Origin of the sequence: Dyadobacter sp. (assembly GCF_039919315.1) — a bacterium.
Taxonomy (GTDB): Bacteria; Bacteroidota; Bacteroidia; order Cytophagales; family Spirosomataceae; genus Dyadobacter.
The window spans coordinates 75,367-93,096 of the sequence record NZ_JBDSFX010000089.1; the positions used below are offsets into that span (position 1 = coordinate 75,367).

The following is a 17,730-nucleotide window of genomic DNA, read 5'->3' on the forward strand; positions in this document are numbered from 1 at the left end:
CATGCAATTTAGTAATAGAAAATTGATTTTAAAAAAATTTAATAAATGCTGTTCTTTTTATAGTTTGTCTAAATCACCGATTGAATAAACGGTGACCTCACTGCGTTTCTGAAATTCCTTTCCTCCGTAAACCAGATTCAGATTGGCATTGGCAGCCATTTTTTTGAAATATTGAAGGCCATTGAAAAAATCATTCTGAATGGTTTTTCCGGATTTGATCTCAACAGCTTTTAGATTCACACCATCCTGAATCAACAAATCCACCTCATTTTGGCTATAATCCCGCCAGAAATAAAAGCGTGGCTGTTTACCCTGATTCAAAACATTTTTTTGTAATTCATTGATAATCAAATTCTCAAACAAAGCACCTTTGGAAAAATGCAGGTTCAGCTCTTGCACACTGTTTATTCCTAACAGATGGGCCGCGAGTCCAATATCATAAAAGTAGACCTTAGGCGTACTGATAACTCGCTTGCTGAAATTTTGATAGTATGGTTGCAATCGGAATGCGATAAATGAAGTTTCCAAAACCGACAACCATGCGTTAATGGTTTTGTTATCCAAACCCAGCTCAACGCCGAGACTTTGCTGATTGAACAATTGCCCGATCCTCCCGGCCAGAAGCTGGATAAAGCGCTGAAAAAGTCCGAGGTCAAGAATATTCTTTACTTGCCGCACATCCCGTTCGATATAAGTGCGGAGGTAATTATCATAAAATGTGCTTGAATCAATGTCCTCTACAAGTCGGCGCGGATATGATCCGGAAATGACGTAGTCTTCCCAGCTTTCAGGTTGGTAAGTTGTCCCATTTAGCTCGTTGAGTGAAAATGGTAAAAGATAAAAGATGGCCACCCTTCCAGCCAGGGACTGGGTGATTTGTTCCATCGTGAGGAAGTTCTGAGACCCGGTCAGAATATACTCCCCTTTTCTCTTCCTTTCGTCTGTGAAAACCTGCAGGTAAGAGAACAGTTCAGGTACATATTGTGCTTCATCAATGACAACGCCGTTTTGGTAGGTTTCCAAAAATCCGACTGGGTCATCTTTGGCAAATGCCCTGGCGCTCAAATTTTCCAGATTAACGTATTGATAATCTGGCCGCACCATTCGTGCTAACGTTGTTTTCCCGGATTGCCTTGGCCCTGTGAGACTAATGATCGGATACTTATCCAGCATTTCGCTCAGCTTGGTAACGAGATCTCTGTCTATCATTTTGTAAATTTAGGAATTCAATTCCTAAATTTACAAAATCTTGCTAACTAATTAACTATCAGTCTTCCCAAAGACAATTAAATGCTAATCCTCGTCCCGGCAGCTGATGCCACAGCCAATTCCAGATCATCCGCATGGCAAATCGTTACCTGCGTTACGCCAGCATTTAATGCTGCAAATGCATTATCGAGCTTTGGGATCATGCCTTTGTTGATGACACCAGACGCTTTGTATGCTTCGTAAGAATCCGGGGTGAGGGAAGAAATCACTGCATTATCGTCGTCAGGATCGGAGAGAACGCCTTTTTTCTCAAAGCAATAAATAAGGTTCACAGCATAAAATGCGGACATCGCGACGGCCGTGGCTGATGCCATTGTATCTGCATTGGTGTTTAGTAACAATCCTTCTGAGCTGTAAGTCAGCGGGGCGATGACCGGAACCAGAATGCTTTGTAGCAATGCATTGATCTGCTGACCATTTACTTCTTCAATATCCCCCACAAATCCATAATCAATATTTTTCACCGGACGTTTGACCGAACGTATGATCCCGCCGTCAGCGCCGGTAAGGCCGATCGCGTTGCTTCCGGTTGCCTGCAATTGTGCGACAAGGTTTTTGTTGACCAACCCGCCATAAACCATAGTTACCACGTCCAGCATTGGCTTATCGGTAATGCGACGTCCGTCCACCATTTGCGTTTCGATCTGCAATTTGGCTGCGATCTGCGTGGCTATCTTTCCTCCTCCGTGCACAAGGATCTTCTGCCCTTTCAATTTGGCAAAGTCATTCAGAAATTTGGAACATGCATCGGGATTGTCAATGACATTACCGCCGATTTTAACTACATAAAGTGCCTGGGACATGGAAACGGTATTTTACTATTCTGAAATTGAGGCGACAAAGGTAGCAGAAACAACTTTTGCCAGAAAAGGGAATTTTAATTGATGAATTTTTTTAGCAAAATTACGTTGACTATGCAAAGCCGTATAAAACTCTATCAATTTAATAGATAATCTTGCCGATAAACCGAAGGCTCAGGCATTCAGCTAATCCACCAACTGCAACATGAAACGTAGTATTTTCCTTTCTCTGGGTATTTGTCTCTTTTTCGCCTGTTCTGCATTTTCCCAGATACAAAAGGCCAAAGCACATTGGACCTACACGTTCTCAAAGCCGGAGGTAAAAAAGGGAGAAACTGTTGACCTGATATTTACGGCAGTGATAGACAAGGACTGGTACATGTATTCGTCGGATTTCGATCCGGATCTTGGGCCAATGCTGACGACTTTTACTTATGAAAAGAATAATGCATTTGAGGTTATTGGTAAACTAAAACCACAGAATCCCAAAACGAAATTTGAAGAGGTGTGGGGCGGAAATGTGCGTTATTTTGAAGGGAAAGCTGTTTTCAAACAAACCATCAAGGTACTGGCGGACAATCCTGTTATCAAAGGAGCTTCCGAATATCAGACTTGCAGCCACGTCACAGGACTTTGCATTCCCGGGAGTGAGGATTTTGAATTTAAAGGACTAAAAGTAGTAGCCGCCGGAGCTGAATCAGCTGAGCAGCCTAATGTAGGCGCAACACCAGCGCCCATCGAAAAAACATCAGCCGAAACAGTAATTTCCACCGCCCCGGAAACCGATACCACTGCACAAGCCGCCAATGTTGTATCCGATTCTGCTTCAAAAACCGATGTAATTAGTGCCGATACCACCGATCCGTTGAGCGAAGAAGATGCTACGACTGACAAATCGCTCTGGGGGTTTGCATTGGCAGCATTCTTATCCGGACTAGTCGCATTGCTCACTCCCTGCGTTTTTCCGATCATCCCGATGACGGTAAGCTACTTCACAAACCAGGAAAAAGGGAAGCTGAAAGCATTCATTTACGGTATTTCCATTGTTTTGATCTATACTTTGATAGGTACCGTTGTTTCCAGATTAAACGGCCCGGCATTCGCCAACTTTCTGAGTACGCATTGGATTCCCAATCTGCTTTTCTTCGCTATTTTCTTTGTATTCGGGCTATCTTTTTTAGGCCTTTTTGAAATTGTCCTGCCTAGTGGGTTTGTTAATAAAATGGACCAGAAAGCAGATCAGGGCGGGTATGCGGGCGTTTTCTTCATGGCATTTACATTGGTACTGGTTTCATTTTCCTGCACGGGCCCCATTGTGGGTAGCCTACTGGTAGCTTCTGCGGGTGGAGAAGTTGTGAAGCCTATTATAGGAATGGCTTCGTTTTCGGCTGCATTTGCGATACCGTTTACACTGTTTGCCCTTTTTCCACAATGGCTCAAATCGTTGCCCAAATCCGGCGGCTGGCTGAACACCGTTAAAGTTGTTTTAGGGTTTCTAGAACTGGCACTTGCATTGAAATTTTTTAGCATTGCCGATCAGGTGTATCACTGGCGACTGCTCGATCGGGAAGTTTACCTGGCCTTCTGGATCGTGATATTCAGCTTACTAGGGTTTTATCTTTTGGGTAAAATCAGGACACCGCACGATTCTGTGGTTGAGAAAGTGAGCGTTCCAAAATTGCTGTTATCCATCGTGACTTTCACATTTGTGGTTTATATGATCCCAGGCATGTGGGGCGCGCCTTTGAAAGCATTAGCAGGTTATCTTCCCCCGCAATCCACATTGGATTTTGATTTAAGCAAACGAAGCGCAGGAGTTGCCTCAACCATTGCTCCCGGCGAAACCCGGAAGTATGCCGATCTATTTCATTTACCTCACGAATTGGAAGGTTTCTTCGATTATAAAGATGCATTAGCCTATGCCAAAAAGGTAAACAAACCCGTTTTCATCGATTTCACGGGTCATGGATGCGTGAATTGCCGGGAAATGGAAGCCCGTGTGTGGGTGGATCCAGCTGTACAGCAGCGGTTAAGGAATGATTATGTGATCGTAGCATTGTATGTCGATGACAAAACAGAACTTCCTGAATCGCAATGGTATACTTCCAAATATGACGACAAGGTCAAAAAAACCATCGGCGCGCAAAATGCTGACTTGCAGATCGTAGCATATAACAACAATGCGCAGCCGCATTACTGCCTGGTTGGCCATGACGGAAAGCTGTTGGTAGCCCCTAAAAATTACGATTTAAATCCAGCGAATTTTGCAGCGTTTTTGGATAGCGGGAAGGCGGCGTTTGGGAAGTGAGGGTGATGATAGCCATCTGTCTGACCCGCGCACTGATAGGGACTGAGATATACTATATCCCTGCTTAACCCAGGACTTTAGTCTTGGGGTTAGCCCCAGGCTCGTAGTCCTAGATCGTAGTCCTCGTCCGGGCCCTCAATCTCTGTCCCTAGCTGCCAGCCCTGGTCCGGATCCCAGTATCCATCACCATAGGCATCAGCCTACACGTCACCATCCAGCCGGATCTGGCTAAAGCCAGAGTCTCAGGTTCTCCGTGGTAATCCCAAGACTGAAGTCTTGGGTTGAGGGAGGGTTGTTTGAGGAAGTATTCCTATCATTGCAGGATTTTTCTCAACTATTCAGTTCCTAAAACCTGACTGCTCCAATGCGCGAACTTTGGCTCTTTTGTATTTTTTTGCTTAGCACACCAACCTCATTTGCCCAAACCCTCCGCCCGCCCGCAGTTCCGCTGGTAACCATCGATCCTTACACCAGCGCCTGGTCTTTTGGCGATCAGCTCGGTGGTTCAATTACTAAACACTGGACTGGCAGACCATACCCCATGGACGGGCTCATCCGTGTTGATGGCACGACTTACCGGTTTCTCGGCGCAGCTACGCCGGTGATGAAAACGATTTTGCCAACTGCCAAGCAAGCTGCCTATACCGCAAAATTCACTACCGAGAAACCGGATCCCGAGTGGTGGTATAAGGAAGGCTACAACATCAGTACCTGGAAACAGGGCCCGGCACCATTCGGTACCCACGAGCGCAATGATAATATGCTGCGAGGCGGCACCGAATTCGCGAAAGAGATATGGTACCGTCGTGAATTCACACTTTCTGCCGTGGATTTTGAAAAGCCTACACTCAATATTTTCCATGATGATGATGTGCAGGTTTACATCAATGGCGTTCCCGCATTCGATTGTGCACCTTGCTTCACAGGCGACTACGAATTCAAACCGATCAGTGCATCAGCTAGAAAAGCGCTCAAAAAAGGCAAGAATATTTTGGCTGCTTACTGCAAAAACGGTGCGGGACCGGGCTACATTGATATTGGCCTCGCCGACGAAATCGCACCGAAAGGAGCCGATGTGATCTTGGCTGCCAAACAAACCGGTTTTGAAATGAGAGCCACACAATCCGTTTACGAGTTTGACGCCGGGCCAGTACACCTGACAGTTCGGTTTGTGGCGCCGCTGATCATGAAAGATCTGGATTTACTTGCCAGACCCATCAATTACATTGTTTATGATGTAAAATCCAATGATGGGAAAACGCATGATGTAAGTGTGTTAAATTCGATTTCCGGTCTTTGGGTAACCAATGATAACAGCCAGTCGGTGACAGGAAAAGAGGCTAATCAAGACGGATTAACTACACTTTCGCTCGCCAATCAGACTCAAAACGTGCTCGTCCGTAAAGGTGATGATGTTCGTATAGATTGGGGACAAGCCTATCTTTCAGCTCCCGCAGGTGTTGTTAAAGGCTCCGCGATTGGTTCACCTTCGGATATCGTAAAAGAATTTACTCAAAAAGGCACGCTGAGTACCGATCAAGCCGGCGCCGCACCTGCTGACGCCAAATCGATGGCATTGGTGTTGACAGCGGGCAAGGTAGGAACCGCCAGCAAATCCCTGCATGCGATGTTGGGCTATGACGATGGTTTTTCTGTTCAATATTTTGGTCAAAACCTGCGGCCATGGTGGAATAAGGACGGAAACAGAACTTTCCAGGGTGAATTGAAAAAGTCGGAAACCGATTTTGAAAAAATCCTTCAAGCCTGCGAAGAGACCGACAAAATGATATATGACGATGCCGTGAAAGCTGGTGGTAAACAGTATGCCGAACTTTGCGTGCTATCCTATCGGCAGGCCATTGCGGCGCACAAACTGGTAGCCGGTCCAAGTGGCACACCATTGTTTTTCTCAAAAGAAAATTTCAGTAACGGATCGATCGGAACGGTGGATATTACCTATCCTTCCGCGCCGCTTTTTCTCCTTTACAACCCCGTATTGCTGAAAGGAATGATGGAACCGATTTTCTACTATTCCGAAAGTGGTAAATGGGCAAAACCTTTCGCTGCGCACGATGTAGGCACATATCCGCTGGCCAACGGACAAACGTACGGAGAAGATATGCCGGTAGAAGAATCGGGTAATATGCTGACTTTGACGTACGCAATCTGCAAAGCGGAGAACAACATTGATTTTGCCAAAAAGCATTGGAAAGTGCTCAGTATTTGGGCTAATTACCTAAAAAAAGAAGGCTTTGATCCTGCTAACCAGCTTTGTACCGACGATTTTGCCGGTCACCTGGCACGTAATGCAAACTTGTCTATCAAAGCCATTATGGGATTGGCCTGCTACGCAAAAATGGCCGAGCAACTGGGCGACACCAAAGAAGCGACCGAAGTGAATGGATTGGTAAAAGATTTCGCCAAAAAGTGGATGGAACTAGCCGACAGCGGCGACCACTATGCCCTCACATTCGACGACAAAAACACATGGAGCCAGAAATACAATTTGGTGTGGGATAGCCTGCTGAAACTGGACGTATTCCCCAAAGCGGTAGCTGAAAAGGAAATCAAATATTACCTCACCAAACAAAAACCGTTCGGTCTTCCGCTCGACAGCCGCAAAACATACAGCAAATCCGACTGGATCGTCTGGACGGCGACATTAGCCACCGATCCAAAAGATTTCGACGCACTAATCAGGCCCGTTTACAAATACGCAACAGAAACCCCGGATCGCATTCCACTTTCGGACTGGCATGAAACGGTTAATGGAAAGTCGGTTGGGTTTAGGGCGCGGTCGGTAGTTGGCGGGTATTGGATGAAGGTTTTGGGGGAGCGGTGGAAATAATAATATAGAGGAAGCCTTTGCTGTTTCTTCCAGAGTTATTTGAATTTATAAACGGGTGAAAAATGAAAATTAAAAGTTACGAGCTGTTCCAGGTGCCGCCACGATGGTTATTTCTGAAAATAGAAACGGATGAGGGCATTATTGGCTGGGGAGAGCCGGTGATCGAGGGCAAAGCTGCCACAGTGAAAGCTGCTGTGATTGAACTAATGGAAGCTTTGATCGGTAAAGATCCAATGGACATTGAAGGCCATTGGAACACCATGTACCGCGGCGGATTTTATCGCGGCGGCCCGATCCTGATGAGTGCGATCGCAGGTATCGATCAGGCTTTGTGGGATATCAAAGGAAAGTTTTATAATGCACCTGTTTATCAGCTTCTTGGAGGTAAATGCAGGGACAAGATCAAGGTGTATTCCTGGATAGGAGGGGACCGTCCCGCGGAGGTGGCCGATGCTGCCAGGCTGGCATTTGAAAGTGGTTTCAAAGCCATCAAAATGAATGCGACGGATGAAATGCAGTACATTGATTCGTATGAAAAAATTGATCTGGTGCTGGCCAGGGTAGGTTCGATACGTGACGCGGTGGGTTACGGATTGGATATTGGAGTGGATTTTCACGGACGATTGCATAAGCCTATGGCGAAGGTACTTGCCAAAGAATTAGAACAATTCAGGCCCATGTTTATTGAGGAACCTGTTTTGCCTGAAAACAATGAGGCGCTGCGCGAAATTGCCAACCATACTTGCATTCCGATTGCTACGGGCGAAAGAATGTTCAGCCGCTGGCAGTTCAAAAACCTGCTAACTGACGGATACGCAGACATTATTCAGCCTGATCTGTCACACGCAGGAGGTATCACGGAATGTAAAAAAATCCTGTCGATGGCGGAAGCATTCGATGTAGCGGCGGCTCCACATTGTCCACTAGGGCCTATTGCGCTGGCGGCTTGCTTGCAGGTGGATGCTACGTGTCATAATGCATTTATTCAGGAGCAAAGTCTGGGCATCCATTACAATCAGGGAAATGATCTGATGGATTACCTCGAAGACAAATCAGTTTTCAGTTACGAAGGTGGTTTTGTCAATATCCCATCCGGACCCGGACTAGGGATTCAGGTGGATGAGGCACAGGTAAGGAAAATGGCCGAAGTAGGGCACAACTGGAAAAATCCTTTGTGGTCGCATGCAGACGGTAGTGCAGCAGAATGGTGATCAGATAGACTGTGATTCCTTATTAAAAGCAAACAGAGGCGATAGTGAAAGCTGTCGCCTCTGTTTGCTTTTATACTACACGTCTATTGCGTCGTAGACGATCACTTTATCCCATAGATGACTGCAATCTTTGATAAATTTCTGGTGAATAGGATGGGTTTGATAGCTGGCCTGGCCGGCAACATCTTCGAAAAACATCAGTTCAGACACGCCCCAGGAGTTGTCAACAACATCACGCTTTTCCGTGCTGGCGACCACGCCGATACGAAGTTCTTTGATCGCATCAATTTTTCTTAACGTTTTCAACCCTTCCACAATCTTGTCACGATCTGCGACAGAACCTGGATTTTTGAGCCAGAAAAAAACGTGGTGAACCAGCGGGTATTTGCCTTTCTGGGAGTTGGTAGAGGAAGCCACTGCGGTAGCGGTTCCAGCTGCCAGCGCAACCGAGCTGGCGATAAATTTACGTCGGGAGTTGTTCATGCCTTTGCGTTTGTATATTGTTCCTGACCAAAAATAGCGGTTAACAAGAAGGTTTCCCAATACTCGCGTTCACCTTCTTTCTTAATTTTTGTTTGATTGGTACCTGTTTTTTGTGCACTTGCATTGATGTTTCCTGCGGTAGTTTCACAGTTTAGGGCTAGTGGCTGAATTCATCCATGACAGTTTTAGTGCTTGATAATACGGTAGGAGGAGGTTTTGGAACCGTGAATGACCTTGACCACATACGTACCCGCGGGAAGCTTGCTAATATCCAAATGATCTTCACGGCTATCCGCTGACATTTTTCCGATGCGGTGACCCGAAATATCGAACAGCTCAATACTGCGGGGCGCCGCATGAAGGAAGTCAAGGATAAGCAGATCGGCAGTGGGGTTGGGATAAATGCTTACACCTTCTTGGGAAAAAGGTTCGTTCGTGCCTGTAATCACTTCTACGCGTACGGTTCCGGGAGTGCCCACGTCCCCAACGCCACAGGCACTCCTCACGCTGAAAATCCTGTAGAGCTCATTGGGAGCTGCATGGAGAAGTTCCACCTCATAGGTTGGGTTACTTGTTGTCACCGACCGCGCGGAAGACTCAGAACCATAGAATAATGTCCAGGGCGCTATGCCTTCGAGCAAAATCTGAACACGAGGCGCATTAGCTCCGTCTAGCGTCACCGATGCTACTGAAAAGCGCGCCTTCGATTTTTGCGTAATCGTAGACACTTCCTTAGCCGCACTGCTGCTGACTCCCGGGTCCGATGCTGCAACCCTGATCCGGTAAAGGCGGCCGTTGGGCAGGTTCAGTGGAATGACCGCTTTCAATGGGCTCTGCGTACCTGTGGTTGGGATATTGGTAAAATTCCGCCCGGTTGAATCGGAGATCTGAACAGTCATCTTATTGCCTGCGGAGAATGTGCCTTTTGTATTATAAGAGACTAATATTTCATCGCCCGCACAACTTCCTGCATCCGGGGAAATGTATACTCCGGTGGTGATGCTTCGCTCCGATGCCGGATTCACTTCCACTGTCGCCGATCCGCTGGCGACCCCTGTTCCACAATTATTTTGAATGGTCTTAATGGTATAGGTAGTAGTCTGCTTCGGGCTGACCTGAATGTAGGAAAGTTCTCCTGTCATGCCAAAAATACGGGCTACTGTGCCGTCTGAAAGCGTTACATCTGCGCCATCGGGAAGGTCTTTGGTATTTCTTGCAACAATGTAAGTAGTTTCTCCGCTGTTAATGACGGTGTTTCCGCTTAGTACGGTGCCGGGTTTTTGCGCAATAAGGGTATTCAATGTCGCCCGGAGATTATATTTCCTGACAGCAACCCTAATCTCCAATTTCGCAGAAGGTAAAGGATTTGGAATGTTTAAGGAACGTATTCCTGTGACTGTTTTGGTAGAATCGAGCACGGTGATCGCATTCGTTTCCAGGTTTACCAGTTCAAAACGAATGTAGTCGTCAGACAGATCCACGTCTCCCAGGAGGGAATAATTCACAGGAAATGCAGATCCTTCGCACGCATTGTAAGGTGTCGTGTTCAACTGCAAACTGGGATTAACCTTCACGATCTGCGAACCCGAAACTGTGCCGTAACCGCAATAATTGGAAACTGATTTTACAAAAAACTCGCCGCCGCGAACGGGACTGATAGTACGCGTTTGAACGGGGTCCAAATAATTTTTTTTCGAATTGTCTTCATAAACGACCGTCCAATCGGGACCGCCGGTCAATGTAACTTTTAGGGGTGTGTCCACACCCGGTTCGATCACGAGAGGCTCGGAGTTGGAGCCGCTGCCGATTGTCGCGGTTGGCGTCGTTCCTATTAAGATGGTTCCTTCCCTGGAAAGCATCCCATCAGATGACATTATCCGTGTTTTATAATTTCCGGGTGATGCGTTTGCCGGAATCTTTCCAGTAAGAACCCTGCCGGTTTCCGTCGTGGCAATGGTGGTGAAATCCGTAGTACCTTCTTTCGCAATCTGCAGTGAGAAGGTCGCGGGCTTGCTCATCGGTTCCACAGCCCAGAAAGGTACGGATATTGGGCCGCCCAGGCAGTATTGTCCCCCGACCGACGGTTCGATGCGGTAAAGAATAGGGTAAATGTAGGCTTTCAGGTTAACCGGCACGGTTCCGCAAACATTGGTTGCCGACTTGACCACAAATTCGTTCACTTTGCCAGGCACCAGGGAAATCGGTAGGGTGGTACTTTGGCTGCTTGTGTTAACAAATGTGGTATCCTTTCCATTTTGTGAATAATCGATGCGTGCGGGCAAACCTTTCTCTGCCAGGATCTCGAGGGAAGGATAAGATTCAAACGGCAATGATTCAATCGGGTTTTCCGGCGTGCCTTCCCGGGATAACCGGAATTGTTCCGGTGGCAGTTGGACGAAAAATTCCTGGATCTGGCTGTACACCACTGGCGAAGTGGACACAATGCGAATTTGGGCAGCAGGCGCGAACCGGTCGGCAGGGAATTTGACCTTATGTTTTCCGTCTTTCGATACCGTTGCCAGCGTTCTGAATTCGCAACAATCTGTCATTCCCTGAACCTGAAACTGGTTTCCCGCATTGAAATTTCCCGATTGCTGAAATGTCACTTCCAGACTATCGTTCGCACATACCAGTTTGATGACCGGTTCGAATGCGATCGCCGGGTTGTTTCCGTTGCCCAGTATGCGAAAAGTTTTAGCGGGCAGATTTTCGTTTTTGAAACAACCATTGGAAATAGACTTGAACCTAAATTCACGATTTTGTTTGAGGTAGAAATCATATTGACCAACATCCGAATCAGTGAATTTTTCGCCTTCCATTGTTTCCACCACATAGGGCCACCCGCCATGTATCATGTAGCTGACCCGGACATTGGAAGGTATCTGATAATCATAAATGTTGGTGTTATGATACTCCATTCCTGGCATGGTATGGATCTCGATCAGCTGCGTTTGAATAGATTCCAATGCCGGATTGGCAGTAATGATCTGATAGGCAAATTCAGAAAATCCCTGTTCACGATTAGGGGCGTCGAATGTAAGCTGGTCTCCGGAGCGCGTAGCCGGTATACGGATTTTGTCGGCGTTGTTATAAATATGCTTAGCCTCTATCCAGAACTGGGTACTGCTGGTCAATGCAGCATTTGAAACAAATTTAACAGACGCTTTACTACCGCCGCAGAAGATCTGCCGGTCTTTTTCGTTGGCGAACCTGATGCCGGGATTGACCTTGATTTGCAAAACATCATTATTCAGAGAGGCTGCATTGCTACAACCCGAGGAGATGGATTTGATCGAGTAGGAAGTGGTTTGATCAGGCCTCACTGTAGCTAGCAGCTGCCCCTGTTCACCAAGATTAGTCGTCGTGCCATCGCTGAGGGTTACGCTCAGGGGCGGCAAGCCTTTAACGTCCAGATACAGAAACCGGCTCTCTCCAAAGTTAATCGTCTGGTTCTGAGAGCCAAAAGTAGCGCTGGCCTTCGGAGCCACCCAGAATTTATTTGATTTGGAAGCTACGATATGATCCGTAACCACCTGTGCTACAACGCCGCCGCGGAATGTTACTGACAAATTATCGGGAACACGGGCTACCAGATAGCCTTCCTGCAATTGCGCCGGTACTTCCAAGGAATTGGGTTTGGCATCATCTGGATTGGTATCTGAAAAACGGATCCTGTACCTGGTTTGCGCAGGCAATGCCGGCCCGGCCACTGAGAAACCAATCTTGACCTCCGCTCCTTCGCAGACCGCTTGGGGATCTACCGACAACGTTTTGATAGATGTTTTGTTCACGACCGGCCTCAGGCTCCCTGAAATAGTCATTGCGCCGCATTCGTTTTTTGCATGGGCGATAGCGAGCGGCCCTTCTTTTGAGATGACGATCTGATGTAAAATACTGAAATGCCCGTTGGATGGAAGTTCGATCCGCGAACTGTCGTTCAATGTTGCCCACGCGATGCTGGTGTTGTAGCCGGCTATTCTGAACTTGTAATCGTCGTACAAATTTAGCGTATCAGAGTATTCCACCTGAGTGAGGCCGATGCTGCCTTTACTATATACATTAAACGTCTGATCAAACCAGAAACCTTCCGTTTTTGGAGCAGAAGCCACGATGCGCATTTCGATGACGGGTCTCTCGTATAGCTGCGCATTTTTAAATGTAAATTCAAGAAAATCACCGACCAGTGTTGCGGGAAGCTCTGCAACGATCTCTGTATGGTATGGATAGCGAACCTGTATTTTAAACTGGTTACCAGGCTCAAAACGCCCGGAAATAATTACAGGAAGTCGGAAAAGTGCATCCACACAAGCCTGTCGCGGCATTTCAGAGCCATTCATGAGGATCGACGGAGTTTGTCCGAAGGCATTTGCAAGAAGCAAAAAACATAAAAAGACAAGAGGTAAAATTCTTTGCATTCTGAGTAGAGGATAAGAAATTATTCAAAAATAACAAATGTAACCGAACTGCGACATACATTGATCTCCGCTGCAATGAAGATTTAGCGACTTCTACGTTATGAATTTTTTAAATACAACAACGGTAAGGTTATCAAACTAACTTCTTTAAAAATCATGACAGCAAACCTGACCCTTATGGCAAAGTACACATTCCTGACATTGCTTCTTTTCTGTGCATTTTTAACATACTCCCAGAATAAAAGCCCGCTTGACAATATAGTGATCACCTCTGAAAAAGGAAAAACTGCGGTATACGCCAATGAGAAAGGGGAATTGCAGGTTAATGTATCCCCGGCGGATGTGGCCAAATACAAAGCTGCCGGAGTGGTTCATTACAGTGAATTTGGCGCAAAAGGTGACGGCAAAACGGATGACATCGACATCATCGCAGGGGCTCACGCATTTGCCAACATGCACAGACTCTCGGTGAAAGCGGACGATGGTGCTACCTATTACATTGGTGGCAAGGTGCGCCAGGTAATAATCCAGACCGACACTGATTTCGGTAAAGCGGCCTTTATCATTGACGATACAGAAGTCCAAAATCGCAATGCTTCTGTTTTCTCGGTTACTTCCGGTCTTAAAAGTTTTAAACTGGAAAATATAACGTCACTTAAAAGAAACCAGGGCAAAATCGAAGCTTCCTTGCCTGGTCCTTGTCTCATTACGGTTACGAATGCTAAAGTAAAGCAATACATCCGGTTTGGGCTTAATCAAAATAATGGCTCTTCACAGACTGATATTTTTGTGGTTGATAAAAGCGGCAATGTAGATAAGAATGCTCCGATCATCTGGGATTTCGATCAGATCACGGAAATTACCGCGCTGCCTATTGACGAAAAACCGTTGAAAATCACCGGAGGACGCTTCACTACCATTGCGAATAAAGCCGAATCGAAGTATACTTACTACAACCGGAACATTGGAATCAGGCGATCTAATGTGCTTGTCGAGGGACTGGAACATCGCATAACGGGGGAGGGAGACCAGGGGGCGCCCTACGGTGGGTTTATTAACATTAGTGACTGCTCCTATGTAACGGTCAAGAGCACGATCCTGACGGGGCATAAAACATACAGCACCATTGGCGCGGCAGATAAGCCTGTTTCGATGGGTACTTACGATCTTTCTGCCAACCGCGCGCTGAATGTATCCTTCGTGAATTGCAGTCAGACGAATGACATCAACGATAGCAAGTACTGGGGTATATTAGGTTCTAATTTCTGTAAAAATCTGCTTTATGACCATTGTACCCTCTCCCGGTTCGACGCCCATCAGGGCGTTGCCAATGCTACTATCCGCAACTCTACGCTTGGACATATGGGGATCAATGCTATAGGAACCGGACTTTTATTAGTGGAAAACTCCACCATACGCGGCAGGAGCATTGTCAACCTGCGCTCCGACTACGGTAGTACCTGGCAGGGAGAGTTGGTGATCCGCAATTGTGTGTTCGTGCCGGCAGACGGCAAACCGTTCAGTTCCGCCTTGATAAGCGGTTCCTATTCAGGCCAGCATGACTTCGGCTACACCTGCTATATGCCCGAAAAAATTACCATCGAAAATCTCAGTATCGACGACTCCCAGCATCCGGGAAATTACCAGGGACCTGCCATTTTTACCAATTTCAATCCCGAAATGACCGGCGATTCCTACCAGGAAAAATATCCCTACGTCAAAACCAAAGAGGTTATCATGAGGAACGTAACAACTGCCAGCGGGAAACCGATGCGGGTCAGTGATAATGCTTTTATGTTTAAGGATGTGAAATTGGTTACTGGTCAGTGATCACGCGCAGAGAACCTCGTCCGCGCTACTTGAAGTAAAAAGTGACCGGGGTCATTCCCTGATCAGCTTTCTGACTTCGGAGAATAATCCCTGCTCAAAACGCACCAAAGTTATCCCGGGCGGCACTTGGTTGAGGCTCACTTTGTTCATTCCCTTTTGTAGATCATGTACCTGTGTGCCAATGGTTTTCCCGCCGGCATTGATGATTGTTAAAGTCCAGCTGCCGCTTTCCACTGCATACACGTCGACAAATACTTTTTCGTTTGAAGGGTTTGGATAAAAATTGCCCACAACGGCGTTTTCCGATGAATTCTCCATGGATATAATGCGGGAATATGCAAAGGGAGCATCCCGATGGTCCTGCTCCGGTGTACCGGTCGAGCGATCCACCATTTTCAGGCGATAGTAGTTGGAAGGCCCCGGCGTTGGATCCGTGAAATTGTAAGCATTGAGGGTTCCTCCGTGAACCGCTTCACCATTCCCCGTTTGACCCAAAACAATTCCAATCGTTTCAAAGCTCCTCGCATCCGAAGATCGCTGTATTTCAAACCGGTCAAAATTCTTTTCATCGGCTGTGATCCATTTGAGGGCATTTTGGTTTTCAGCTGTTTTTTTACCGGAAAAGAAAACAAGTGTGACCGGTAATGCAGCGGAGCAATCTGTGTTCGATGCCGCATCCCCGACGATGGTCCACCCTTTTGCTGTAATCAGATTGTTGCGGGCCGCCACAGCATTGGTGCCATAGGATCTCCCATTGGCGCCTAGCAAACGGCCACCTGGTGTGGCAGGATTAGCACTCCAGCCGATCAACGTTGCGCTATAGTGATCGCAATCCAGGCCACTGCCAGTAAACACTTGACTTAAATCCACCTTGGCATTTAGAATCCAGGTTCCAAGCGACTTGTTAAACATACTGGCGGAATTAAACATGTAAGACATATCGGTGACATTAGCTGTATTCCAGTTGCCTATTGGTTGGTTAAAGGCAGTTGCACTTTCAAACATTCCAGTCATATAAGTTACGTTCCCCGTGTTCCAGTTGCCTATTGGTTGGTTAAAGGCAGTTGCACCGAAAAACATACCATACATTGACTCTACCTTCGCTGTGTTCCAGTTACCGACAGGTTGATTAAAGGCAGTTGCACCGTGAAACATCATTCTCATATACCTTACTTTACTCGTGTTCCAGTTGCCGATGGGTTGGTTAAAGGCAGTTGCAACGTCAAACATAAAAACCATATCGGTTACGTTGGCCGTGTTCCAATTGCCTATTGGTTGGTTAAAGGCAGTTGCGCCGTCAAACATACCATTCATATCAGTTACTTTGGCAGTGTTCCAGTTGCCTATTGGTTGGTTAAAGGCAGTTGCACCTTCAAACATACTAGCCATATTAGTTACTTTACCCGTGTCCCAGATGCCTGTAGGCTGGTTAAAGGCAGCTGCCTTGTAAAACATACCACTCATATCAATTACGTTGCCCGTGTTCCAGTTGCCTATAGGTTGGTTAAAGGCAGTTGCACCGTAAAACATTTCGTACATATCAAATACTTTACCCGTGTTCCAGTTGCCGATGGACTGGTTAAAGTCATTGGCCCCCAAAAACATATAACTCATATCAGTTACTTTACCCGTGTCCCAGATGCCGATCGGTTGATTGAAGGCAGTCGCACCAAAGAACAAATAACTCATATCAGTTACGTTGCCCGTGTTCCAGTTGCCTATAGGTTGGTTAAAGGCATCTGCATGGAAAAACATATAACTTAAATCCGTTACGTTGCCCGTGTTCCAGTTACCTATAGGTTGGTTAAAGGCATATGCATTATAAAACATACGCCTCATAGAAGTTACGTTACCCGTGTTCCAGTTGCCGATAGGCTGGTTAAAGGCATTAGCGCCGTAAAACATTTCCTTCATATCAGTTACGTTACTCATGTTCCACTCGCCAATATTGGCAGGTCCATTCAGGGAAGTACAACCTATAAACATACCTATCATGCTGGTGACACTGCCCAGATTAGGCAGATCGTTGGCGCTGATTTGCAGTTTGTGGCAGCCCCTGAAGGCAGTATTCATTGACGTCCAAGCTGTGGTTCCCCATTGGCTGACATCGATCAACCGGTTGATATCAGGGCCGCCATTAATATTAAATTCACTGAAATTGGTTGGGGTGATGCTGAGCTCAGTGATTGATCCGGCAGGCAGGCCGGTGATGGTAGCCGTACTTCCTGTAAAGGTCCCAGAACCCGAAGCTGCGCCCGGCGACACCTCCTGCCAGGTATAGTTGACCGTTCCGGTAGTGGCCACACCAAATGTTAGTTGAGTGTTTCCTGAGCCGGCAGTGGCCAGGTTCCATCGCGTAATGAAGTTCTGTGCAATGGTAAGCTGGCTCATCAGCGTCAGCAAAAGGATGTAAAATGTTTTCATGGTCTGGCAGTGTCAAAAAGGGGTAATTATTAACTTAAATGTTCTCAACTGAAGGTATAGCCGCACATAGGCACCCCTTTGTTGAGACATAGTTACCCGGAAGATCACCGATATGCAAAACCGCCGAATAGGTGGTCTGTGC

General features: G+C 46.7%; 9 protein-coding genes. 4 read left to right on the forward strand and 5 right to left on the reverse strand.

All coding sequences use genetic code 11. From position 1 onward, the window contains the following. Positions 1 to 57: 57 nt before the first annotated feature. Complete coding sequence (locus tag ABIO93_RS24805; protein WP_348072692.1) at positions 58 to 1,209, reverse strand: ATP-binding protein; 1,152 nt, start codon at positions 1,207 to 1,209, stop codon at positions 58 to 60. Between the two features lie 77 nt (positions 1,210 to 1,286). Further along, complete coding sequence (gene argB / locus ABIO93_RS24810; RefSeq protein WP_348072693.1) at positions 1,287 to 2,072, reverse strand: acetylglutamate kinase; 786 nt, start codon at positions 2,070 to 2,072, stop codon at positions 1,287 to 1,289. 202 nt (positions 2,073 to 2,274) lie between these two features. Between argB and ABIO93_RS24815 the strand changes: the two genes are divergently transcribed. The 3 genes from ABIO93_RS24815 to dgoD all read left to right on the forward strand — a co-directional run bounded on the left by ABIO93_RS24815 (position 2,275) and on the right by dgoD (position 8,436). Beyond that, on the forward strand, positions 2,275 to 4,377 hold the full coding sequence (locus tag ABIO93_RS24815; protein WP_348072694.1) for a cytochrome c biogenesis protein CcdA: 2,103 nt from the start codon (positions 2,275 to 2,277) through the stop codon (positions 4,375 to 4,377). 364 nt (positions 4,378 to 4,741) lie between these two features. Beyond that, a complete protein-coding gene (locus ABIO93_RS24820) occupies positions 4,742 to 7,225 on the forward strand; it encodes a DUF4965 domain-containing protein (RefSeq protein ID WP_348072695.1) in 2,484 nt (827 codons plus the stop codon). Positions 7,226 to 7,287: 62 nt separating this feature from the next. After that, the gene (gene dgoD, locus ABIO93_RS24825) at positions 7,288 to 8,436 is read left to right on the forward strand and encodes a galactonate dehydratase (protein ID WP_348072696.1); all 1,149 of its coding nucleotides are present in this window, start codon (positions 7,288 to 7,290) and stop codon (positions 8,434 to 8,436) included. 75 nt (positions 8,437 to 8,511) lie between these two features. On the opposite strand, the gene ABIO93_RS24830 is transcribed toward dgoD, so the two are convergent. Continuing rightward, on the reverse strand, positions 8,512 to 8,919 hold the full coding sequence (locus ABIO93_RS24830; RefSeq protein ID WP_348072697.1) for a Dabb family protein: 408 nt from the start codon (positions 8,917 to 8,919) through the stop codon (positions 8,512 to 8,514). 185 nt (positions 8,920 to 9,104) lie between these two features. After that, complete coding sequence (locus tag ABIO93_RS24835) at positions 9,105 to 13,334, reverse strand: T9SS type A sorting domain-containing protein (protein ID WP_348072698.1); 4,230 nt, start codon at positions 13,332 to 13,334, stop codon at positions 9,105 to 9,107. A gap of 177 nt (positions 13,335 to 13,511) precedes the next feature. On the opposite strand from ABIO93_RS24835, the gene ABIO93_RS24840 reads away from it, so the two are divergent. Further along, positions 13,512 to 15,164, forward strand: a complete 1,653-nt coding sequence (locus ABIO93_RS24840) for a hypothetical protein (RefSeq protein WP_348072699.1) — start codon at positions 13,512 to 13,514, stop codon at positions 15,162 to 15,164. A 51-nt stretch (positions 15,165 to 15,215) separates the two neighbouring features. Here ABIO93_RS24840 and ABIO93_RS24845 read toward each other — a convergent pair whose 3' ends face one another. Next, on the reverse strand, positions 15,216 to 17,588 hold the full coding sequence (locus tag ABIO93_RS24845; protein ID WP_348072700.1) for a BspA family leucine-rich repeat surface protein: 2,373 nt from the start codon (positions 17,586 to 17,588) through the stop codon (positions 15,216 to 15,218). Between the last annotated feature and the right edge of the window lie 142 nt (positions 17,589 to 17,730).